This window comes from Cypionkella sp. PAMC25878, from assembly GCF_058135695.1.
The window spans coordinates 414,107-435,000 of the sequence record NZ_CM176871.1 but is presented as its reverse complement, the minus strand read 5'-3'; the positions used below and the strand labels follow the sequence as shown (position 1 = coordinate 435,000).

The window sequence follows — 20,894 nt, the reverse complement described above, 5'->3', positions numbered from 1 at the left end:
GGGCTGTGCGAAGCCGTAAGGCGACGTATACAGTCTGACGCCTGCCCGGTGCTGGAAGATTAAGAGGAGGGGTGCAAGCTCTGAATTGAAGTCCCAGTAAACGGCGGCCGTAACTATAACGGTCCTAAGGTAGCGAAATTCCTTGTCGGGTAAGTTCCGACCTGCACGAATGGCGTAACGATCTCCCCGCTGTCTCAAATGTGGACTCAGCGAAATTGAACTGTGTGTCAAGATGCACACTACCCGCGGTTAGACGGAAAGACCCCATGCACCTTTACTCCAGCTTTGCACTGGTATCAGGATTGTGATGTGCAGGATAGGTGGTAGGCATCGAAGCGGGGACGCTAGTCTTCGTGGAGCCTCCCTTGAGATACCACCCTTCGCCATCTTGATATCTAACCGCGGCCCGTTATCCGGGTCCGGGACCCTGCATGGTGGGGAGTTTGACTGGGGCGGTCGCCTCCCAAATTGTAACGGAGGCGCGCGAAGGTAGGCTCAGACCGGTCGGAAATCGGTCGTTGAGTGCAATGGCATAAGCCTGCCTGACTGCAAGACTGACAAGTCGAGCAGAGACGAAAGTCGGTCATAGTGATCCGGTGGTCCCAAGTGGGAGGGCCATCGCTCAACGGATAAAAGGTACGCTGGGGATAACAGGCTGATGATGCCCAAGAGTCCATATCGACGGCATCGTTTGGCACCTCGATGTCGGCTCATCTCATCCTGGGGCTGGAGCAGGTCCCAAGGGTATGGCTGTTCGCCATTTAAAGAGGTACGTGAGCTGGGTTTAGAACGTCGTGAGACAGTTCGGTCCCTATCTGCCGTGGGTGTAGGAGACTTGAGAAGAGTTGCCCCTAGTACGAGAGGACCGGGGTGAACGGACCACTGGTGGACCAGTTATCGTGCCAACGGTAGTGCTGGGTAGCTATGTTCGGACAGGATAACCGCTGAAGGCATCTAAGCGGGAAGCCCCCTTCAAAACAAGGTCTCCCTTGAGAGCCGTGGAAGACCACCACGTCGATAGGCCAGAGGTGTAAGAGCAGTAATGCTTTCAGCTGACTGGTACTAATTGCTCGATAGGCTTGATTTGATCCAGTAACAGCAAGGTTAGTGATAACCAAAGCTTCTGGGTCGTAATGTCAAAGAAATGACATGTCAAAAGCGTACATACGCTGTCGAAAGACAGCCTAAACTTGGAACAATCTGATGATCTAAAACCCTGCATGAGCAGGATAAAGATCACATACTGATGTTTGCTATGCGAAGAAGGCCCATCGCGGTTCTGGATCAACTCCAACACCGCGATCAGCCTTCCAGCACAGCTTGTTTCTTCTTTGGTTTGGTGGACATAGCACGAGCAAAACACCCGATCCCATCCCGAACTCGGCCGTTAAGTGCCGTCGCGCCAATGGTACTGCGTCTTAAGACGTGGGAGAGTAGGTCACCGCCAAACCTAACAAGAAACAACCTCTCAATACGATAGCAAGCCCTCAGCACAAAACCAGCTGAGACCACGTTCCCACACCACCAACGGGAACGACCGTCGCGGGGTGGAGCAGCCCGGTAGCTCGTCAGGCTCATAACCTGAAGGTCACAGGTTCAAATCCTGTCCCCGCAACCAAAATCTTACAAAATATCAATGGCTTAAATGTTGAGTGTTTCGCTTGTGTATAGCAGTACGCGAAACACCTCAACGCCACCTCAACGTTTGACGAGTCCCCCTGAAAAGCCGGGACTTTTCTGCGTTTGGAGAGGCAATGAATTGCAGAGGCTGATCATGCATATCATTCAGAAATCAGCGCCAATGCAGTTTGTTCATCAGTAATCAACGTCGTGGGAACTATAGTCCTAATGGTTGCTCGCAATGCGACCAATTTGTCTTTTCCACCCGAAATAAGGACGCGTTCTGGTGTGCGCCTTAGACGAGCTAGATTGACCGAGATCACCCGGCTGTTCACTTCATGATCGACCAGATCACCGTTTGCATCGATGAAGTTATACAAGACGTCGCCAATGGCCCCCGCCTCGACGAGAGAGCGGCGGTCTGCTTCCGAGAGGTAGCCCGTCCGATAACTAGTGGTCAGAGAACTGATGCCGCCGCATGAGAGGAGCGCGATGTCAAGTTTGTCCGCCATCTCGAAGATCGCCGAAAGCCCGCACCGCTCCAGAAGGGCGTGTTTGGTCTCGGGGCTGTCAACGACGGCGGGCGCGGGGATCAAAAAGCCCTCGCCCTGAAACAGTTCGGCAAACTGCCAGGCGAATTCAGCGGGGTTGAAGCGGCGTGCAGCGGCGATACCGCCCAAAAGCGATACAACGCGAAAGTCGTCCAGTGTGGCTCCAGTGATGAAGGGCAGGGTGTTGAACAAGGTTCGGCCCCAGCCCACACCGACTGTCATGCCAGGCTTCATCTCGCATGATATGAAGTTGCCTGCGGCGGCGGCGATGACTTTGACCGGATCAGCCTCGGCGTCTGAAAAAGGCGCTACGATGACCCGGTTTATGCCAAACCGCGTTTCGACATCCCGCTCAATCAGCAAAGTCTCGGTCAGCGGAGCTGCAATCGTGATACGCACCTCGTTTCTGCGGCGCGCATCGGCCAGAAGCCGAACGACCATTACGCGGCTGATGCCAAGCTGGGTGGCGATATCGTTCTGCGTCGAACCCTCCACGTGATACAGCCAGATGGCACGTGCCCGAAGCCTGTCAGCCTCGCTTTGAATGCCGAAGCTATGAGTTGCAACTTGCATGACAGTTTCCAGCCTTGTGATCAGCCAAGAACCTCGACAGCGTTGATCATCCGCTGGGCGATCCGCGCAACCCGGTCCGGGCATTCGATCTGGGGAATATGCCCTGCGCCTGTCAGAAGATGAAGCGCGAATTCACCATCTGCGAAGATGCCATGCGCGGATGGTACGATATGGTCGCTGCGGCCCCATAGAATCTGTGTGGGCAGGTCAATGCGCGACAAAGCGGCGCGCAGGTCGAAGGCTTGTACGCCGTCCGGAAACAGGGCTGATGCCATGTCTGCTTGGCACGCGCGCAAAGACGCATCCTCACGCGAGCGCATCGCGGCACGCGCATAATCATCGCTGATGCCCTCCCGAGTCGCCGTCAGCTTTCGCAACCAAGGAGCCAAACTTTCGACGCGACTGGCGCGAACAATGCCGTTCAGGGCTGCAGCGTCAATTTCCGGGCCAAGACCGGCAGGGGCGATCAACGTCAGACTGGCGATGCGCCGCCCCCGGATGTCGGCCAGCGCCAGCGCCAAAGCCGCGCCAAGCGAATGGCCGACGACGTGAACATCTTCCAAATCCCGTGTGGCTTCATCGAAAGTCTCGACGATCATACGCGACAGGTCCTGAAAGCTGCGGACATGCCGTTTGGGGGATTTGCCGTGACCAGGAAGATCAATTCGCACCAAGGGGCGCGTAAGGCCGAGAGCCTTCTCGAACGGGGCCCAGGACTGGCTGTCGGCGGTGAAGCCATGCAACAGGACAAGTGGTTTGCCGTCACCCTTGCGGCGCGAAATGTTCAGAGAGCCGGACTCGGGTATCCAGCCAGGTGCGGATGCTGATTCAACTGCAACATGTGCTGTATGTTGCACCAAACGATCCGTCACGTCGTCGTGTTGAACCCGACCAAGCGGGCCAGTACCCGTGACCTCTGACAGGGTCAGCCCAGAGTCTCTTGCCGCCTTGCGTGCGGCAGGTGTCGCACGTCTTGCCAAGGTTGCGACGGGTTGCGCCACTTCGGCAGCCTGAACCGGAACAACCGCTTTCACAGGAAGAGGTTTTGCCGCGGCCTCAACGGGCGCGGGAGGCAGGCTGACAGCCATGCCTTCGGGATAAATCCACGCCACGATGGCACCTACAGCGACTTTGTCGCCGGGTTTGGCCGCTATGTGATGCAGCCGACCCGTCGCAGGCGCTTCAACCTCCATCGCGGCCTTGTCAGTCTCGATGTCGAATAGCGGGGCACCCTGTTTGACAAGTTCGCCCTCTGCTACATGCCAGACCGCAAGCGTGCCATGGGTCATGTCCATGTCCACCTTGGGCAAAATCACTTCAGTCGCTTGCGGAGCGACGGCTGGAGATGGACTCGGTAACGCAGCTGCTTCTGGCACTGTCGCTGGTTGCAGATCAAAGGCCTCATCCGCGGCGTACAGCCAAGCAATCGTTGTGCCCACAGCTACCTTGTCGCCCGGCTGTGCCGCGATTCGGCGCAAATAGCCCGTCTCGGGGGCTTCGACCTCCATCGCGGCTTTATCGGTTTCAATATCGAACAAAGGTGCGCCCTTTTGGACCAGCTCACCCTCGGCTACGTGCCAGGTGGACAGCGTGCCGTGGGACATGTCCATGTCCACCTTGGGCAGAATAACTTCGACCGGCATGGATCTAAACCTCGCGGCGCACAAGGCGCCGGGCGGCAGCCTCGATCGTGTTAACCTGTGGCACCGAGGCGCGTTCCAGATCGGGGTTGTACGGCACTGGAGCATCTGCTGCCCCAAGGCGCAGGATCGGGGCGTCAAGATAATCGAAGGCATCGCTTTCCGCGACCATCGCGCTGATTTCGGCCCCGACACCAAAGGCTTTGACGCCTTCGTAAACTACCAGAAGCTTGCCTGTCTTGCGCACCGACGTCAGGATGGTCTCGCGGTCGATCGGGCGGATCGAACGCAGGTCGATCACCTCGATATTCATGCCTTCGGCGGCAAGTTTCTCGGCGGCCTCCAGTGCGCGGTGCAGCATGATGGAGCCTGCAACGATGGTCAGATCTGTCCCGGTGCGGCGCACGAGGGCTTTGCCGATCGGTGTCAGATAGCTGCCTTCGGGCACATGACCCTTCATCTTGTACAGCAACTTGTGTTCGAAAATCATCACTGGATCCGGGTCGGCCAAGGCGGCCAGCAGCATCCCCTTGGCGTCTTCCGGTGTAGAGGGTTGCAGCACCTTTAGCCCGGGGACATGGCCAAACCACGCCTCGATGCTTTGGCTGTGTTGGGCAGCGGCACCCGTGCCAGAGCCTGACGGCATCCGAAACACCACGGGAACTGAGGCCTCACCACCAAGCATATAGCGCAATTTCGCGGCTTGGTTGACGATCTGCTCCATCGCAAGCATAGCAAAATCGGAAAACTGAAACTCAAAAATAGGCTTCAGGCCGGTCAGCGCAGCACCCACTGCGACGCCGGCGCCGCCCAGTTCGGAAATTGGCGTGTCCATCACGCGGTCTGGGCCAAAACGGTCGATTAAATCCAATGTTACCTGAAAGGCACCGCCATAGACGCCGATATCTTCACCCATCAGGATCACGGTGGGGTCGGCTTGCATGGCGATGGCCATCGCTTCGCGGATGGCCTCGGCATAGGACAGGATACGCTGATCAGTTCCGCCCGCCGTCACAGGATTGGTTACGACATTCATGTTCAAACCTCTGCGTAGACGTAGCGGGTGACTTCGGACAGTTGCGGCGAAGGGCCCGATTTTGCGAATTCGATGCCCTTTTGCACGTCGGCCACGGCTTCTGCGGCAACGGCATCGGCGGCAGCGTCATCCAGAACGCCATGCGCAATCAACTCGGCCCGGAAGCGGGCAATCGGGTCTTTTGCCATCCATTCTTCAATTTCGCCCTTCGTTCGGTAGCGATTACGGTCGGATTTGGAATGGCCGCGCCAGCGGTAGGTCAGGTTTTCGACCAGACTTGGCCCTTCGCCCGCCCGGGCCCGGACAATGGCGTGGTGCAACGCTTCGGAGACGGCCGAGAAATCGTTGCCGTCTACCGTTACGCCTGGCATGGAGTAAGCGGCCGCACGCTCTGATATGAACTTGACGGCAGTGGATCGGGCGGTGGAAGTGGACATGCCGTAGCCATTGTTTTCACATACAAAAATCACCGGAAGCTTCCAGACGCTGGCGATGTTCAGCGCCTCGTGGAACGCGCCTTCGTTGTTGGCACCGTCGCCGAAGAAGCAAACCGTCACGTCGGACTTGCCCAACCGCTTTGCCGACAAGGCAGCCCCAACAGCGATGGGCAGCCCGCCGCCGACAATGCCGTTGGCCCCAAGGTTACCGGTCTTTATGTCAGCGATATGCATGGAGCCGCCTCGCCCGTGGCAATAGCCGGTCTCCTTGCCGAAGAATTCTGCGAACATCCGGCCCACATCGGCACCTTTGGCGATGCAATGTCCGTGGCCACGGTGCGTCGAGGTGATCTTGTCAGCGTCGGTCAGTTCCATACAGGTTGCCATGGCACTGCCCTCTTGGCCGATGGACAGGTGCATGGTGCCGTGGATAAGACCGCGGGTGTAGCTGTCCTCGGCGCCTTCTTCAAAGCGGCGGATCAGGTACATCCGCTTTAGGGCCTCACGCAGTTGGGCAGGCGAATACTGCCGAATGGCGAAGGGGCGGTTGTCTGGGGAGAGTGCTGGTTCTGCCATCTTTACAACCCCAGCATCGCGTCTTGCCGCGCCCGCAGTGCAGCAATCTTGCTGTTGACCGGCACTGCAGCGTTGGCGCGGGTGATCAGGTCCCCCTTTTTGATCGGTGCGGTCACTTTGGCTCCGGTCAAAAGCCCGCAAGGAATGGCCCCGGCCGTTCGGGCTTCGGCGGCGGTCATGATCCAGGCGCGGTAGCAATATTCCCCGATCTGATCGAGCGTTTCGCCCACTGCCATGTCTTTCTTGGCCAGAGCACAAACCTCGGCAACAGGACGGGCCATCGGCACCATGTCGGCCTTGCCATACAGAACCACGCGAGCGCAGGTCAGTGGCACTTCGAGAGAGGTCAGATGATAGGGCCGAAAGAATGTGAAGTACGGACCTTCCCCCATCTTGAGGTCTTCCATGCGTTCCCGGATACGCGGGTGATCCATCTCAGCCACAACGAAAACCCCAGGAGCGACGCCCTTGCCGATGGAGTAATCCACGCGTCCTTCGCTGGATGACAGGACGCCACCTGCCGAGGTCGGGATCAGCACTTTGTTCAGCTCATCACGCGAACAGGCCGGGCCATGCATGCCGGGGCGGTCAGGGATCAGGCCGGTCGCATTGGCTATCGCAGCCATTTCCACCATTGTTTTGGAGCCGTCCACAAATTCGACCAACATGCGCGGGTTCATATGACGGCGGACGGCTTCCTCGGTGTATGTGTCCGGGGTGGCGTCAAAGTTAAGCGGATTGTTCTTGCCTTTGCCCGCACTGATGATGCGGTGACCCATGGCGCTGACAAATTCAATCAGCTCCATGCAGGACGACGGTTCATCCCCCGCGCCCAGCGAATAGATTACGCCAAGACGTTCTGCCTCTGATCGAAGAAAGGCGCCAATCGTCACGTCGGCCTCGACGTTCATCATAACCAGATGCTTGCCGCGTTCCATGGCAGCAAGGCCGATCTCTGCACCGACCGAGGGAATGCCCGTCGCGTCAATCACCACATCAATCAGGCCAGATTCCAGCAGCGTTTCGACTTTTTGGGTTGTGGCGATGCGGCCCTGCTCGATGGCTGCGTTCAGCGCGTCTGTGGTGTCGGTTGCAACGGCGCGGTCCGGGTCACCGTAGGCGATTGTCACAGAACGCCCGGCTGCCTGAGAGTTCAGTTCACTGATGGCGCCAATTTCGATGCCGCGCATGTGGGCGACGCGGCTGACAATGTCAGTGCCCATTTCGCCGGCCCCAACAAGACCGATTCGCACGGGCTTGCCAGTTTCAGCGCGCGCGGCCAGGTCTTTGGCCAAGCCCGTCAGGGCGACATTCGTGGGCATTGCTGTTCTCCTGTATCCAGTTGCCACAAGTTATGTGTACATTTGCAATATTGTCAATCATAAGTTCATAGATGCATATTGATATCCCCGCAAAAAACTGGATTGACAGGTCGCATAGTCTGCACACACTATGGAAATGCGAACTTAAAGTTCACAATGTGGCAATTTTTTAGACCCTGAAGCACGGGGGAGCGCGTGCGATTGGGGTGATGTCACGCAATGAAGGCTTAGTGCAGATCACACTCTGGGAGGAGTATGGAATGAATACATCTATGAGAGGGCTTTCCCGCCGGTCGTTCTTGCGCACCGGCGCGGCGTTCGGCTTGGCTACCGTGCCTGCTGGCTTTGCGCTGCCTGCACTGGCCAGTTCTGACCTGCCCGACATCCAGTCGATTCTCGACAAGATATCGGTTGCGGGCTATGTACGTGAGGATTATCGCAAGCTGTACAGCATGACTGATGATCCGCTGTGGGATCCCAAGAAGGACTGGATTCGCACGGTAGACTGGGAAAAGGTTCGCAGCGAACAGGCCGGAAAGACCGTCCGTTTTGCCATTGGTGCAGCCGATGCCGATTCCGCCGCCGCGGGCCTTAAACCATTTGAGGAACTGTCGGGCATCAAGGTCGAGCTGGTTCCGATCCCGGATGACAGCTTCTACGATAAGGCGATTGCCGAGTTCATCTCTGGCAATGCCGCGTTCGACGCGCTGCAGTTCTTCTCGGCCTGGCTGGGCGATTTTGCGGGTCCGGGCTTTCTTGCCCCCCTGGACGACTATGCCGCCAAATGGAACCTGCCGCTGGACGATTTCTATGACACCTATCGCCTGAACTATGGTTACTTCGGGGGCAAGCTGGTCGGCATCCCGTTCGACTGCGACATTCAGATGGTTCACGTTCGCAATTCGGTCATGGAAAAGGTTCTGGGTGGCCCGGTGGACCGTGCCCTGTCGATCCCGACCTATGACGAGTTGATCCGCGTTTCGGGCGAGGCGAACAAACTCGGTGGCGGCGTGGCAGGCATCGGCATGCTGGGTGCGCGCGGCTTCTGGTCCACCTACACGTGGGAGCATATTGCGGCCCAAGCCGGGATGCAGCTGTTCGACGACAACTTCCAGCCGTTGTTGACCTCTGATGCCTCGATGAAGGGCATGGATATCCTGCTGCAACTGTCCAAAAACGCTATTGAAGGTGTTTCGGGCGCAAGCTGGGGTGAAAACCGAGCGGCATGGCTGGGCGGTCAGGTTGCCACCAACATCTCGTGGCAGGATTCCGGCACACAAGCCATGCGTCCTGACCAGTCCAAGATCGTCGGCGACTTTACCACCATTTATGAACCACGTATTGCGGGTGGCATCTGGGCTCCGCCGAATATCGCGGGTTCAACGTCTTGCGTCACCGCGACCGCGCAAAACCCTGAGGGCGCCTTCCTGATGCTGGCCTTCCTGACCACATCCTCGATCATGGCGATGAACGAAGCCAACGCCAATGGCGTGGCGCCGGGCTATCGTTCGGTTCTGGCCAACGAAAAGCTGCGTGAAGTGTCGCAGCCGATGAAGGTATGGTCCGAAAGCCTGGATCACGCCTGGTGCAGCCCGCGTATCCCCGGCATGTTCGAGATGGAACAGGCCTTGGGCAACGAGATCAACCGCGCGATCACCGGCCAGATCACCGGCAAGGAAGCGCTGGAGAACGGCCAAAAGGCTTGGGCTGCCATCCTGACCAAGAACGGCTTTGGCACAGATAAGGCACCGGTTCAATACGCGGATGTGAAAGCTGGCACCTATGTGGGTGCAGGCAAGCCGCTGCCATTCTGATCCGATGGCCGACAGTAATCCTGTGGCTGGGACGAGGGGGGTGGCGCAAGCCACCCCCAATCGGCCAACGCGGCACCGTTCACCCCGGATGCGTGCCGCATTTCCATACCTGCTGGTCGCCCCGGCGCTGATCTATCTGCTGGCAATCACCCTCTACCCCGGCGTCTTTGCGATTTACCAAAGCCTGTTCGTCGTGACATTCAAGGCATGGAACTGGGCGGGCCTGACCAATTATACCACGCTGTTGGCCGATCGAGAGTTCTGGCAGGCCCTGACCAACACAGCGATCATCGGTGGGATTTCCCTTATCGTCCAAACCATGATCGCACTCACAATTTCCTATTTCGCCTATCGCGATTCCTTCATCCGCGGCTGGCGCATCACCTACTTGATGCCGATGTTGTTCATGCCCTCGGCGGTAGCTTTCCTTTGGAAGCTGGCGTTCAACGACGGGCGGGTGATTTCTGATCTGCTGATGCGGCTTCACATCACCGATGGCAATGTCGACTGGCTCGGCTCGATCCCACTGGCAAGGCTGACCCTGATCGTCGCCGATGTCTGGCAATGGACGCCGTTCCTGTTCATCATCTTCGTGGCCGCCCTGCAGGGGCAAGATCAAGAGATTGAAGAAGCCGCAAGGTTAGACGGCGCAAGCTGGCCCGCGATTTTCTGGAACATTTCGTTGCCGATGATGCGCCCAGTCATCGTGGTAGCGGTCACCCTGCGCGGCATCGACATCACCACGATGTTCACGAACGTCTACATCATGACCCAAGGTTCTCCCGGCGGAGCCACTGAAACGATGAGCTACTTCATATACCGTCAGGGCTTTCGGATGTTCAACTTCGGCTACGCCTCTGCCGCCTCGGTGCTGATGCTAACCTTGACCATCATCGTGGCTCAGACCGTGGTGAAACGCGCTTTCCATTCGGGGAAGAAATGATGGCCCAAGCGAAACGCAAAAACCGCAACGAAAGCATGCTGATCCGCTATCTGGTTCTGGGATCATGGGCCCTGACCTGCCTTGCTCCGATTATCTGGTTCCTGTCGATTGCCTTCCGGCCCAGAACTGAAATTGTCGGCACGTATCCCATATATATCCCTACTCTGTCACTTGACGCCTGGTTCCAGCTGATCGAGAACTGGCCTATCGCTCAATACCTCCGGAACTCGCTGGTGTCGGTCACCGGATCCGTCATCATTGACCTGTGTCTGGCAATCCCCGCCGCCTTCGCCCTTTCGCGTTACGAGTTCAAGGGGCGTGAGGATATTGGCTTTTACATTCTTTCCACCCGCATGATGGCCCCGGCCATCGTTGCCGTGCCAATTTTCTTTTTGTTCCGTAAGATGGGGCTGCTGGACAGTGTATGGGCGCTAATGCTGGTCTATGCTGCCATCAACCTCAGCCTCGTGACTTGGATCATCCGCAGCTATATGCTGGATATCCCCAAGGAACTGGAGGATGCCGCCCGCACCGACGGTGCCGGTGATCTGCGCATCCTATGGGAAATCATCATTCCGGCCTGCCTGCCCGGTATTATCACCGCCGCCGTAATCGCCGCGATTTTTGCCATCAACGAGTTTCTGTTCACCCTGCTCATCGCCTCGACAGAGAAGGCCTACACGATGTCGGTGGCGCTTGCCAACTTCACGGGCGGCTCGGATGGCGTGATCTACAATGCAATCGCTCTTGTGTCTTTCCTTGCCTTCGTGCCGATCCTGATCCTGGTGATCCTGATCCAGAAGCACTTGTCGCGCGGTCTGACGATGGGTGCCGTGAAAGGATAAGCCATGGCCTCGATACAGTTGAACAACATCGTTAAAAGCTACGGTGCCTTTTTGGGTGTCCGCGAAATGACGCTGGATATCAAGGATGAGGAGTTTCTGGTTTTGCTGGGCCCCTCAGGCTGCGGCAAGACCACGACCATGCGGATGATCGCCGGTCTTGAACAGCCGACCGAGGGTGAGATCATCATCGGTGACGAGGTAGTGACTGGTGTGGATGCGCGTGACCGCGATGTGGCGATGGTATTCCAAGGTTATGCCTTGTACCCTAACATGTCGATTTATGAAAATATCCGCTTTCCGCTACGGATGCGCGGGGTGCCCAAGGCCGAACAGGATGCGCTGATCCGCAGGGCTGCGCAGATGGTGGAACTGGGCGAATACCTTGATCGCAAGCCCGGCGCCTTGTCAGGTGGCCAACGCCAGCGCGCTGCCCTGGCCCGTGCCGTGGTGCGCCAGCCACAGGTTTTTTTGATGGATGAACCGCTGTCGAACCTGGACGCCAAACTCCGCGCCTCAATGCGGGTGCAGATCAAGCATCTGCAGCGGCAACTGCGCGTGACAACCGTCTATGTGACTCACGACCAGATCGAGGCGATGACGCTGGCCGACCGGATCGTGATCATGGACAAGGGCGCTATCCAGCAAATCGGCACGCCAGACCAGATTTATGCCGATCCGGCCAACACCTTTGTGGCGGGCTTCATCGGACAGCCTCCGATGAACCTGATCGCGGGAACCGCGAACGGCGGCACGTTTGCGGCTCAGGGCGTCAGGGTTGCCTGTCCCCTTAGTCTGTCAGGCAAAGTCACCTTGGGCATCAGGCCAGAGGATTGCAGCGTTGGCGGCGACAACATGCAGGGCATGGTGTACGGCGTCGAACCCACAGGGGACATGACCTATCTGACCGTCACCACGGGTGCCAAGCAGATTGAGGTCAAAGCCGCGCGTGATTTCCGGTCTGACATCGATGTGCCCATCAGCATCGGGTTTGATCCCGCCCGACTTTACTTTTTTGACGAACAAGGCCAGCGCCTCCGGGGGAAAGCATGAATGCACGTTTTGACTATACCGCGATGGGGTTCATCACCTTTGATGCGCTCTGCCGCCCGGTCACCCAGATCCCGCCAAATGGTGACACCTACTTTGTCGAAGAACTGACCCTGGCCGTGTCTGGTGCCGCCGGAAGTGCTGTGATCGTGGCCGCCAAACACGGGCTGAAATGTCAGGCCGTCGGAGGCCTAGGTTATGACGACATGGGCGATTGGGTGATGATGAAGCTGGGAAAATTCGGCATCGACACCGAACTGATGCAGCGGTGCGAGGGGTATACGACCTCGTCTTCGCTCGTCACCACTCGGCCCGATGGTCAGCGCCCCGCCTTGCACAAACGCGGCGCCACCGATGGGTTCTTCATCGACGACACCCAGATTGATCGCGTGCTGGACACCAAAATCCTGCATGTGGGCGGAGTAGGGCTGATGAACAGGATGGACGCGGGCCGGACCGAGGAAATCATGGCCGAGGCCAAGCGCCGTGGCGTCATCACTACGTTGGACGTCTTTGCGTCAACCGCTGCCGATCTGCCCAAGGTCGAACGACTGCTGCCCTATACCGACTATTTCATCCCCTCCGAAGAAGAGGCGCGTGCCCTGTCAGGATTGCACGGCAACCGCGATCTGGCGCAGTTTCTGCTTGATCGGGGGGCTGGATGCGTGATTTTGACCCTCGGGGCGCAAGGCGCGTTCTATAGTAACAAGGATGGCACCCAGTTTCAGACGCCCTCTTTTCAGATCGAGGTCAAATGTACCTGCGGCTGTGGCGATTGCTTCAACGCCGGTTTTGCCACTGGGCTGCATCTGGGGCTGTCACCGCAGAAATGTGTCGAACTCGCGCAGGCATCCTCTGCCCAGAACGCCACGGGTCTGGGCAGTCAGGCCGGGGTGCGTGATCTGGCCCATACGCGGGAATTCATCGCTACCACTCCGTTGCGGTCCAACGTCTAGCTTTCCGTCCGGCCCGCTATGGTCTATCCTGGGCGGACAGAGAAGAGAGTGAAAATGTCGAACCCGAACCTACTTCCTGATGTCATGCCGCTGCGCGATGCGCTTCGTGGGTTGCGCCATGCGTTGCGCCGTGGCGGCGAAACTTTGCTGGACGTAATGCCCGTTGGCTCGCTTCCGCGTCCGGCCGCCGAACTGGCCGGGGTTGTATTGCGCGAAGTGGGCGAGATTGCCAAGGGCGTGAACGACGTCGCCTCGGGTCTTGCCCGGTTTGCCCTTAAAGCCAATGACAAACAGCCTGAGGCGCTGCAAAAATTGACTGCAAAGCAAGGGGCCGAGGATGCCTTTGCACAAAGCATCTATGCAGCGGTTCAATCGGTTCTGCGGCGCCTGAATGCGCCTTCGGCCTATGTCAGCGAGACTGCTGCAAGGGCGGCATTTCTGGGACTGACGCAAGATCAAAGGCTTGGTTCTGACGCTGGCATTGCAGCGGACCTGTCGCTGGCCCTCGCAGATGCAAAGGTGTTGCGTGGCGTTTCCGCCGAAGATGCGGCACACGTCCCGGGCAATTCTCTTGAAAACACGTCGATCTTCGCCGTCATGCTTTGGCTGCAATCCAACCGCAATGAGGCCGAGGACGAAGCCGCCCTTTTTTCTGCCACTGACCTTGCGGTGGCACTCGCTTCTGAGGCCGACGCGGCCTTTCGCGCGCACGACAGGAAACGGCTCGAAGCCCTTTATGCCGAGTTTGCATCGCATGTCTGATCTGCCGCCCCTCTCCGGCAGCTTGCCGCCTACGAACGAGCCTTTGCGGATTGCGGTTCGACGGATGCGCTGGTTCCGGGCCGCTTTTGAGGCTTATGTCGAGGCCGTTGGTGCGCGGATCGGCTGCACCTACAAAATCGACGAGGCCAAGCTTGGTGGCATCTTTGTGCGCTGGCTGCGGTCTGTTGAACGGCAAAAGCCCAGCAATCCCAAGGACCGTCACGACTATTTTGAATTCGCCGCAGGGCTGATGTTGCGTGAGTTGACGGCCGATATGCCGCTTTCCGCGGTGTCTGCGCCGACCAAGGCAGACGCCGCGTCTGCCGCAACCTTCTGGCCAGAGGGCTACGCTTGCACGATGTTTTGCCTGACTGTGCACTCTGCCGCCATGCAACAGGAGTTCAAGGATAAGCCAGAGGTGTCTCCTGCGATTGATGATCTGCGACACTGGTGGTCGTTCAAGGAAAATGCCCGGATGGACGCGTCCTTTTCAGTTGGCTTCCTGCAAACCTTGCTGGGTCATCAGCCAAATTGGATGATGCCGGATGTTTTCCGGGCAAGACTGAGCCAGGAATTGCAAGGATCCTAGGCCTGTTCACTCGCAAGACGTTCTGCCACAAGTTCATCAGTGATCAAAACGGTGGGCTGGAGCATCTTCAGACCGGCCCGGATCACCCCCAGCTTTTGCCAGCCGCCTGAGGCCAACACAATTTTACGGGTGCCGCGCAGGTCAAGCGGATTGACAGCCAGTACCCGCTTGTTCACCGGGTGATCGACGACGTTGCCTTCAGCATCAACAAAATGACACAGCAAGTCACCAATGGCACCCGCACGCTCAAGAGATGCCAGTTCTTCGCTGGTCAGAAGCCCATATTCCCGGAAAACTGAGTGCGGTGTCAGATCGCCGACCGAGACGATGGCCAGGTCCAACGAACGCGCACGCTGGAAGATGTCGCTCATGCCAGTATGGCCTGCCAAAGCATCGCGGGTGGTGGGGTCGGGGGCAAAAACCGGGCCAGCCATCATATAGCATTCGGCCCCCAAGCGAGCGGCCACGCGCCAGGCGAATTCCGAAGGGTTCTGGTCGCTGACCCGGGTCAGACCTCCCAACAGGGACATGACGCGGATGCCGTCCGGATGGCGCGGCACGATCGCGGGGACAGCGGCCGAAAGCGTCTTTCCCCAACCAAGCCCGATAGTCATGTTTGCGGCTATTGCCTGGGAGATATACGCGCCAACCTCTGCCCCGATGATGTGGCGCAGTTGGCTTTCATCCTGAGGGGTGGGTACAACGATGGCTTGGGTCAGCCCCCAGCGCTCCTCAAGCGCGCGTTCCAGTTCGACACAACTTGACAGGCGGGTTGTGACGCGGATTTGAATGGTTCCATCGAGCCGTGCCGCAGACAGAATTCGCAGAACGCGTGACCTGTTCATGCCGACCTTTTTGGCTACTTCGTCCTGGGTCATGCCTTCGACATGGTAAAGCCAGGCGATCCGCGTCTTGACGTCCTCTGATACATCGGCGTCGCTCACGCGGTCTCTCCGTGCTGTGTGCGGCCAAGCCCGCATAGATGCAGACAAGTTGAAGGGTTCGCGGACAGACTGCAAGGAGGTTCCTGCCGCCAGACTGGTGCGGTTGCGGAATTCACGCGGTCAGTACCGGACAGGTCCGCATGAATGCCAGCGTTTCAGGCAGCGACACGACCCCGGCCTGACTGCCGAGACCGGTAGCGTTCAGCGCCGAAGATGCCTGTGCCAGGCGAACCGACTCCTGCAGTGACATTCCGTTCAGCAGACCTGCGGCAAAACCTGCATTGAAGACGTCGCCGCAGCCGCAGGTGCACCGCACATCCACGGCGAAGGCCGGAATACGGAAGGTCATGCCCGCGCGGTCCCGGTAATAAGCCCCGTCTGCCCCAAGGGTAAAGACGCAGGCACCAGCGCCACGGGCGATAAAAAAGGTGGCCATCTGATCAAGATCGGTCAGCCCGGTCAGTGCGTGCGCTTCCTCAACCGACGGGATGAAATAGTCGGTATAAGGCAGCACGGCATCAATATCCGGCATGTCGCTTGAGGACCCGGCAAAGATATCGACAGTGGTAATGCAACCGCGTGCCTTGGCATGGGCCATCAGGGCGGCATTGCGCGGCCCATCCATCGCATTCATCAGGCCGACCCCGCCCATATGGAACACCCGTGTGTCGGTGATCCGGTCGAAATCGGCAGGCTCGACCACGAAATGCCCGGTAGCACCCCTGACGTGTAGGGCAGGGCGCGATCCGTCCAGACGCGTCAGAACGATTGACGACGATGTCGGCACCCCTTGCAGTCGTTGCAGACCCGAGGTGTCGATACCAAAACCCTCCAGCCGGGTGACGGCCCAGTCCCCCATCATGTCGCAGCCATAACCGCCGACCGCGAGTGTTCTAAGACCAAGTTTTGCCGCAACGATGGCCGCAGTGCCGGCGGCCCCGGATACGGCCAGGGTGATTTCGTCGATAAACGATGTGCCACCACCCGGCGGGATATCGGAGACCGGCCAGCCGAGACAATCGAAGGTGTAAAAACCGACGGAAACATAGTCGTAGCGCATGGTACCCTCCCTGGCGACACATGGCCAATATGCCTGAACATTTGGCAGATTGTCAATGTAAGTGATCGAAGATGTTCACATGATCAGCCCCAGTAACATTCGATAGAATACCGCGAAGGTACAGTTATCTGCATTTAGTGGAGATTTGCACCGTTTTTAATTTGCACATTTGCAAATTTAAACATATATTTGTTTTGCAAATAGAGGAGTGCTTTGATGAAGGCTGCGATCCTGTACGCTCCGAACGACATGCGGCTGGCCCTGAGGGATGATCCGGTTCTGGAGCCGGGGGGTCTGATTCTGCGCGTCAAAGCAACCACGATTTGTGGCACCGATATCCGGGTGTACCGCGGGCGCAAGACGGCTGGTATCCGCTATCCTTCGGTGATCGGGCACGAATTTTCTGGCGAGATCATCGCGTCGGGCGGCTCTGAAACCTACACGCCCGGGCTGCGGGTTGGTGTTTGCCCGGCCATTCCCTGCGGGCGCTGTACGCAGTGCCTGAGGGGTCTTGAAAACCTGTGCCCCGACCTTCAGGCCATCGGATATGAGATTGATGGCGCATTCGCCGAATACATCCGGATACCGGCGCGTGCCGTTGAACTTGGAAACGTTCATGTACTGTCGGATACCGTTACAGATTGCGATGCGGCCTTGATCGAACCCCTTGCCTGTGTGCTGAACGGTCAGAACAAGGTGGGGCTGCAGCAGGGCGATAAGGTCGTAATTCTGGGTGCCGGACCCATCGGCGCGCTGCATGTCAAGCTGGCGCGCCTGCGGGGTGCATCCCGGGTGATCGTGAGTGAGCCGAACCCGGCGCGGCGCGCGGCAGCATTGCAGGCGGGGGCTGATGTGGTGATCGACCCGAACGCGGGCGACCTGCGGGCAGCGGTGCGCAGCGAAACCCGGGGGCACGGGGCCAATGTGGTGATTTGCGCCATCGGTATTCCGTCACTCGCGGCGCAGGCGATCGGGCTTGCGGCGAAGGGCGGGGGGGTCAGCCTGTTTGCGGGCTTCAGCAACGGAGAATTGGGCATGCTTGATATCAACACGATCCACTACGACGAATTGCGGGTGACGGGGTCGTTCGGCCTGTCGCGCCGGGACTATGAGGATGCCCTGAACATGGTGACTGACGGGCGGATCGACCTGCGCGACATGGTCACGCACCGGTACGGCCTGCACGAGGTCGCGGCCGCCTTTGCCATGGCGGAAAGCGGGGACGCAATGAAAGTTGCCATCACCGATGTCTGACATCGAGGCGTGGGATGTTGTCATCATCGGTGGTGGCATCAACGGATGCGCCACGTTCCGCGACCTTGCCTTGCAGGGGGTGCGGGTACTGCTGCTGGAACGGGGTGATTTCTGTTCCGGCGCGTCGGCGGCATCATCCCGGTTGATGCATGGTGGACTGAAGTATCTGGAAACAGGCGAATTCAGGCTGGTGCGCGAGTCGCTGGTTGAACGCAACATGCTGCTGGCCACGGCCCCGCATTATGTGCAGCCGCTGGAATGCGTGGTGCCGGTGAAATCCGTCTGGGGCGGAATTGTCGGGTCTGCGGCGCGGTTTATGGGGATCAGGACAAAGATTGCCGACCGTGGCTATGCGATCACGGCGGCAGGGTTGATGCTGTATGATCTTTATGGGCGCGCCCAGCAGTCGATGCCCGGGCACCGCATGCTGCGCCGCCACGGGTTGCGTCGCCTGCTGCCGGACCTTGCCGCCGACATTTCAGGCGCGGGTGTGTATTACGAGGGCCATATCTCCCATGCCGAGCGGTTGGGGCTGGAACTGGTGCTGGACGGCGAGGCTGCAAATCCGTCTGCGCGTGCCGAAAACCACGCTGAGGTGGGACAGGTGGCCGACGGTATTCTGACCTGGCGCAGTGCCCGCAGCGGGCAGCACAGGGCCCGGGCGCAGGTGATCGTCAACGCAGGTGGCGCGTGGATCGACAGCGTGAACGGGGCGTTGGGATTGCCCACGCAGTTGATGGGCGGCAGCCGCGGGTCGCATCTGGTGGTGGACAGCCCGGCGCTTCTGCACGCGCTGAACGGCCGGATGATCTATTTCGGCACTCCGGACGGGCGGATTAATCTGCTCTATCCCTTTGCGGGCAAGGTGCTTATCGGGGCCACCGACATCAAACACGCCAACCCGGATACGGCGCTGTGCACCGATGACGAGGCTGAGTATCTGTGCCGCGCCGTGGCCGAGGTATTCCCGAATATTCCGATCCGCCCCGAACAGATCGTTTGCCGGTTCTGCGGCGTCCGTCCTTTGCCCCGTTCGGATGGTGTGGTGGCGTCAGTCACGCGCGACCATTCGATCGTCACGATGACGCTGCCGGGGGGGGCGGCGCCCGTGCATTGCCTGATCGGCGGCAAATGGACAACCTTCCGCGCCTTTGCCGAACTTGCCACTGACCGAGTGCTGGCCGATCTGGGGCGGGGGCGGACGGTCTCAACCGCAGGGCTCGCCATCGGTGGCGGGCTTGGGTTTCCCCGCGATGTGGCCGGGCGGCAGGCGTTGGTGGGGCAGCTTGCGGGTCTGGGCGGGGTGACGGTGGATCGCGCCGATATTCTGCTGTCGCGCTATGGCACGCGGGCCGGGGCGTATCTGGCAACGCTCGCCGGGGCGGGCGAAGAAATGCTGGACAGTATCAGCGATTTTGCGGCTGAGGAAATTCGCCACATTGTCCGGACCGAACGCGTCACAGACATCGACGACATCCTGTTCCGCCGCACCCTGATCGGCCTGACCGGGCGCGACACGGCACTAGTGCGCGCCGAGATTGCCGCCCTGCTGACCTGATCAGGGCGGTCCTGCGCCGGTCAGGACGCAGGCTTTTTCCCGAGCGCCACTGCTAGAATTATGATGCCACCGGAAACCATCATTTGCTCGCTGACGTCCGGCTGTTCAGTCCCGGCATTTGATGGATTGGATGAACCTTTCGGGTTCGATTGTCCATTGTTTGCAGATGAACTCTTGAGGCGTGAGGCGTTTGAGAATTTTCAGCCTTTGCCCAAAGTTGTAGGCACTGATGAAGTTGGCGAGGTGATTTCGCAATTGGTCGTGGTCGTCGTAGTGGAAGCGTTTGACGGTCGCGGCGTTGATCGCGATTCATTCTTTCGACTTGGCCATTAGTCCAGGGGTGCGTGATCTTGGTGAGCCGGTGTTCGATGTGATGCTCGCGGCAGACCCGGTCAAAGATGTGTTCGAAGGCATAAATGTGCTGATCATGATCGGTGAACTGGATGCCATTACCGGTGAGCGAGATGTTGAGCCTGTAAGGACGGCGGCTAAGAGATTGCGCAGGAATGCGGCCGCGGCCATTTTCCTGCCTTGTGGTGCAGTTCCACGAAAACGAACTTGGAGGTGCTATCAATGGCAACGAAGACATACAACTGGCCTTCCGCCGTCTGAACCTTAGCAATATCAACGTGGAAGTAGCCGAGCGGATAGGCCCTGAACTTCATCTCGCAAGCTAGTCCCTGTCAACTTCGGGCAGGCGGCTGATACCGTGTCGCTTAAGGCAGCGGTGCAAGGATGATCGGCTCAGGTGTGGGATCGAAGGCTGCAATGAATAGAGGCAATCATCCAGCGGCAGCAGGATATGCCGCCGGAACGCGACGATGATCGCCTCCTCATAGGGGCTCAGCACCACCGTCGACCTGGCGTGCGTCGGCCCCGTAGGCAGATCCGCGACCGATGTCCGCGTGCGCCACTTCGCCACGGTCTTCTGATTGATCCCGTAACGCGCCGAGAGCGCCCTCAAGCTCTCTTTACTATTTTGTATTGCTCTACGGATTGCCTCAGTTGTGGTGCCGCTCCCGTGAAGAATCTGGCCCTTAGTGCCTCCTTTCATTCGAAGGAAAAGATTGCACCATCAAACTCCCGGATCAAACACCTAATGGAATCAAACAGAAGCATCTCTTGCCGTCCTTATGGTCGCGCTTAAGTGAACATAACTTTATGATTGGACGCAATAGATCAGATGATTTCGGTACAATTGCTTGTGCACCGAGGACATTTATGCCTTGCGCAGAGCCTTTTCGTCTGAGGTCTTGTCCTCTCTGGTAAGCGGTAGAAAGTGATATATATTCGAGATAACAATATGTTACTTTGAAATACACCTGCACAAAGAACCGGGCAGGCTCCGTATTCTGTCAGGTTCAACC

The 20,894-nt window shown here is 58.5% G+C and carries 16 protein-coding genes, 1 tRNA gene, 2 rRNA genes and 1 pseudogene (1 of these 20 cut by a window edge); 12 read left to right on the top strand and 8 right to left on the bottom strand.

The features are described from left to right. The 3 genes from ACS5RD_RS01965 to ACS5RD_RS01955 form a co-directional block, all read left to right on the top strand. Positions 1–1,087 (top strand): 23S ribosomal RNA (locus ACS5RD_RS01965) (it extends 1,756 nt beyond the left edge of the window). Between the two features lie 248 nt (positions 1,088–1,335). Then, a 5S ribosomal RNA gene (rrf, locus tag ACS5RD_RS01960) occupies positions 1,336–1,450 on the top strand. 91 nt (positions 1,451–1,541) lie between these two features. Continuing rightward, a tRNA-Met gene (locus tag ACS5RD_RS01955) sits at positions 1,542–1,618 on the top strand. Between the two features lie 163 nt (positions 1,619–1,781). On the opposite strand, the gene ACS5RD_RS01950 is transcribed toward ACS5RD_RS01955, so the two are convergent. From ACS5RD_RS01950 to ACS5RD_RS01930, 5 genes are all read right to left on the bottom strand, one after another. Further along, a complete protein-coding gene (locus ACS5RD_RS01950) occupies positions 1,782–2,744 on the bottom strand; it encodes a sugar-binding transcriptional regulator (RefSeq protein WP_489929759.1) in 963 nt (320 codons plus the stop codon). Positions 2,745–2,764: 20 nt separating this feature from the next. Beyond that, a complete protein-coding gene (locus ACS5RD_RS01945; RefSeq protein WP_489929758.1) occupies positions 2,765–4,387 on the bottom strand; it encodes an acetoin dehydrogenase dihydrolipoyllysine-residue acetyltransferase subunit in 1,623 nt (540 codons plus the stop codon). A 4-nt stretch (positions 4,388–4,391) separates the two neighbouring features. Further along, positions 4,392–5,420, bottom strand: a complete 1,029-nt coding sequence (locus ACS5RD_RS01940) for an alpha-ketoacid dehydrogenase subunit beta (protein WP_489929757.1) — start codon at positions 5,418–5,420, stop codon at positions 4,392–4,394. A 2-nt stretch (positions 5,421–5,422) separates the two neighbouring features. Next, positions 5,423–6,346, bottom strand: coding sequence for a thiamine pyrophosphate-dependent dehydrogenase E1 component subunit alpha (locus ACS5RD_RS01935; RefSeq protein ID WP_489929756.1), 924 nt, complete (start codon positions 6,344–6,346; stop codon positions 5,423–5,425). 89 nt (positions 6,347–6,435) lie between these two features. Next, positions 6,436–7,755 carry an NAD(P)H-dependent oxidoreductase gene (locus tag ACS5RD_RS01930; RefSeq protein WP_489929755.1) on the bottom strand — a complete coding sequence of 440 codons (1,320 nt, stop codon included), beginning with the start codon at positions 7,753–7,755 and terminating at the stop codon, positions 6,436–6,438. 260 nt (positions 7,756–8,015) lie between these two features. On the opposite strand from ACS5RD_RS01930, the gene ACS5RD_RS01925 reads away from it, so the two are divergent. From ACS5RD_RS01925 to ACS5RD_RS01895, 7 genes are read left to right on the top strand one after another with little or no spacing between them, the layout of a single operon-like run. Beyond that, positions 8,016–9,569, top strand: coding sequence for an ABC transporter substrate-binding protein (locus ACS5RD_RS01925; protein ID WP_489929754.1), 1,554 nt, complete (start codon positions 8,016–8,018; stop codon positions 9,567–9,569). Next, positions 9,538–10,512, top strand: coding sequence for a carbohydrate ABC transporter permease (locus tag ACS5RD_RS01920; RefSeq protein ID WP_489929753.1), 975 nt, complete (start codon positions 9,538–9,540; stop codon positions 10,510–10,512). Before ACS5RD_RS01925 ends, ACS5RD_RS01920 begins: the two co-directional genes overlap by 32 nt. Beyond that, positions 10,512–11,357: a carbohydrate ABC transporter permease gene (locus ACS5RD_RS01915; protein ID WP_489929752.1), complete on the top strand. Its 846-nt coding sequence runs from the start codon at positions 10,512–10,514 to the stop codon at positions 11,355–11,357. Before ACS5RD_RS01920 ends, ACS5RD_RS01915 begins: the two co-directional genes overlap by 1 nt. A 3-nt stretch (positions 11,358–11,360) precedes the next feature. Then, positions 11,361–12,407, top strand: a complete 1,047-nt coding sequence (locus ACS5RD_RS01910) for an ABC transporter ATP-binding protein (protein WP_489929751.1) — start codon at positions 11,361–11,363, stop codon at positions 12,405–12,407. Next, positions 12,404–13,360: a carbohydrate kinase family protein gene (locus tag ACS5RD_RS01905; protein ID WP_489929750.1), complete on the top strand. Its 957-nt coding sequence runs from the start codon at positions 12,404–12,406 to the stop codon at positions 13,358–13,360. The genes ACS5RD_RS01910 and ACS5RD_RS01905 overlap by 4 nt, the downstream gene beginning before the upstream one ends. A gap of 54 nt (positions 13,361–13,414) precedes the next feature. After that, positions 13,415–14,122: a hypothetical protein gene (locus ACS5RD_RS01900; protein WP_489929749.1), complete on the top strand. Its 708-nt coding sequence runs from the start codon at positions 13,415–13,417 to the stop codon at positions 14,120–14,122. Beyond that, positions 14,115–14,711, top strand: coding sequence for a hypothetical protein (locus tag ACS5RD_RS01895; RefSeq protein WP_489929748.1), 597 nt, complete (start codon positions 14,115–14,117; stop codon positions 14,709–14,711). The genes ACS5RD_RS01900 and ACS5RD_RS01895 overlap by 8 nt, the downstream gene beginning before the upstream one ends. On the opposite strand, the gene ACS5RD_RS01890 is transcribed toward ACS5RD_RS01895, so the two are convergent. Further along, entirely contained in the window at positions 14,708–15,655 is a 948-nt protein-coding gene (locus tag ACS5RD_RS01890) for a sugar-binding transcriptional regulator (protein ID WP_489929747.1), read from the bottom strand. The genes ACS5RD_RS01895 and ACS5RD_RS01890 overlap by 4 nt on opposite strands. Positions 15,656–15,767: 112 nt before the next feature. Continuing rightward, positions 15,768–16,715 carry a carbohydrate kinase family protein gene (locus ACS5RD_RS01885; protein ID WP_489929746.1) on the bottom strand — a complete coding sequence of 316 codons (948 nt, stop codon included), beginning with the start codon at positions 16,713–16,715 and terminating at the stop codon, positions 15,768–15,770. A 216-nt stretch (positions 16,716–16,931) separates the two neighbouring features. Between ACS5RD_RS01885 and ACS5RD_RS01880 the strand changes: the two genes are divergently transcribed. Further along, positions 16,932–17,969, top strand: a complete 1,038-nt coding sequence (locus ACS5RD_RS01880; protein ID WP_489929745.1) for a zinc-dependent dehydrogenase — start codon at positions 16,932–16,934, stop codon at positions 17,967–17,969. Then, positions 17,962–19,527 carry a glycerol-3-phosphate dehydrogenase/oxidase gene (locus ACS5RD_RS01875; RefSeq protein WP_489929744.1) on the top strand — a complete coding sequence of 522 codons (1,566 nt, stop codon included), beginning with the start codon at positions 17,962–17,964 and terminating at the stop codon, positions 19,525–19,527. Before ACS5RD_RS01880 ends, ACS5RD_RS01875 begins: the two co-directional genes overlap by 8 nt. A gap of 105 nt (positions 19,528–19,632) precedes the next feature. Here ACS5RD_RS01875 and ACS5RD_RS01870 read toward each other — a convergent pair. After that, a pseudogene (locus ACS5RD_RS01870) lies at positions 19,633–20,581 on the bottom strand (IS481 family transposase). Between the last annotated feature and the right edge of the window lie 313 nt (positions 20,582–20,894).

What these genes read in the sequence shown, in the direction of transcription:
- ACS5RD_RS01950 (WP_489929759.1), bottom strand. Translation starts at nt 2,744, where the DNA reads ATGCAAGTTGCAACTCATAGCTTCGGCATTCAAAGCGAGGCTGACAGG.
- ACS5RD_RS01945 (WP_489929758.1), bottom strand. Translation starts at nt 4,387, where the DNA reads ATGCCGGTCGAAGTTATTCTGCCCAAGGTGGACATGGACATGTCCCAC.
- ACS5RD_RS01940 (WP_489929757.1), bottom strand. Translation starts at nt 5,420, where the DNA reads ATGAATGTCGTAACCAATCCTGTGACGGCGGGCGGAACTGATCAGCGT.
- ACS5RD_RS01935 (WP_489929756.1), bottom strand. Translation starts at nt 6,346, where the DNA reads ATGTACCTGATCCGCCGCTTTGAAGAAGGCGCCGAGGACAGCTACACC.
- ACS5RD_RS01930 (WP_489929755.1), bottom strand. Translation starts at nt 7,755, where the DNA reads ATGCCCACGAATGTCGCCCTGACGGGCTTGGCCAAAGACCTGGCCGCG.
- ACS5RD_RS01925 (WP_489929754.1), top strand. Translation starts at nt 8,016, where the DNA reads ATGAATACATCTATGAGAGGGCTTTCCCGCCGGTCGTTCTTGCGCACC.
- ACS5RD_RS01920 (WP_489929753.1), top strand. Translation starts at nt 9,538, where the DNA reads ATGTGGGTGCAGGCAAGCCGCTGCCATTCTGATCCGATGGCCGACAGT.
- ACS5RD_RS01915 (WP_489929752.1), top strand. Translation starts at nt 10,512, where the DNA reads ATGGCCCAAGCGAAACGCAAAAACCGCAACGAAAGCATGCTGATCCGC.
- ACS5RD_RS01910 (WP_489929751.1), top strand. Translation starts at nt 11,361, where the DNA reads ATGGCCTCGATACAGTTGAACAACATCGTTAAAAGCTACGGTGCCTTT.
- ACS5RD_RS01905 (WP_489929750.1), top strand. Translation starts at nt 12,404, where the DNA reads ATGAATGCACGTTTTGACTATACCGCGATGGGGTTCATCACCTTTGAT.
- ACS5RD_RS01900 (WP_489929749.1), top strand. Translation starts at nt 13,415, where the DNA reads ATGTCGAACCCGAACCTACTTCCTGATGTCATGCCGCTGCGCGATGCG.
- ACS5RD_RS01895 (WP_489929748.1), top strand. Translation starts at nt 14,115, where the DNA reads ATGTCTGATCTGCCGCCCCTCTCCGGCAGCTTGCCGCCTACGAACGAG.
- ACS5RD_RS01885 (WP_489929746.1), bottom strand. Translation starts at nt 16,715, where the DNA reads ATGCGCTACGACTATGTTTCCGTCGGTTTTTACACCTTCGATTGTCTC.
- ACS5RD_RS01880 (WP_489929745.1), top strand. Translation starts at nt 16,932, where the DNA reads ATGAAGGCTGCGATCCTGTACGCTCCGAACGACATGCGGCTGGCCCTG.
- ACS5RD_RS01875 (WP_489929744.1), top strand. Translation starts at nt 17,962, where the DNA reads ATGTCTGACATCGAGGCGTGGGATGTTGTCATCATCGGTGGTGGCATC.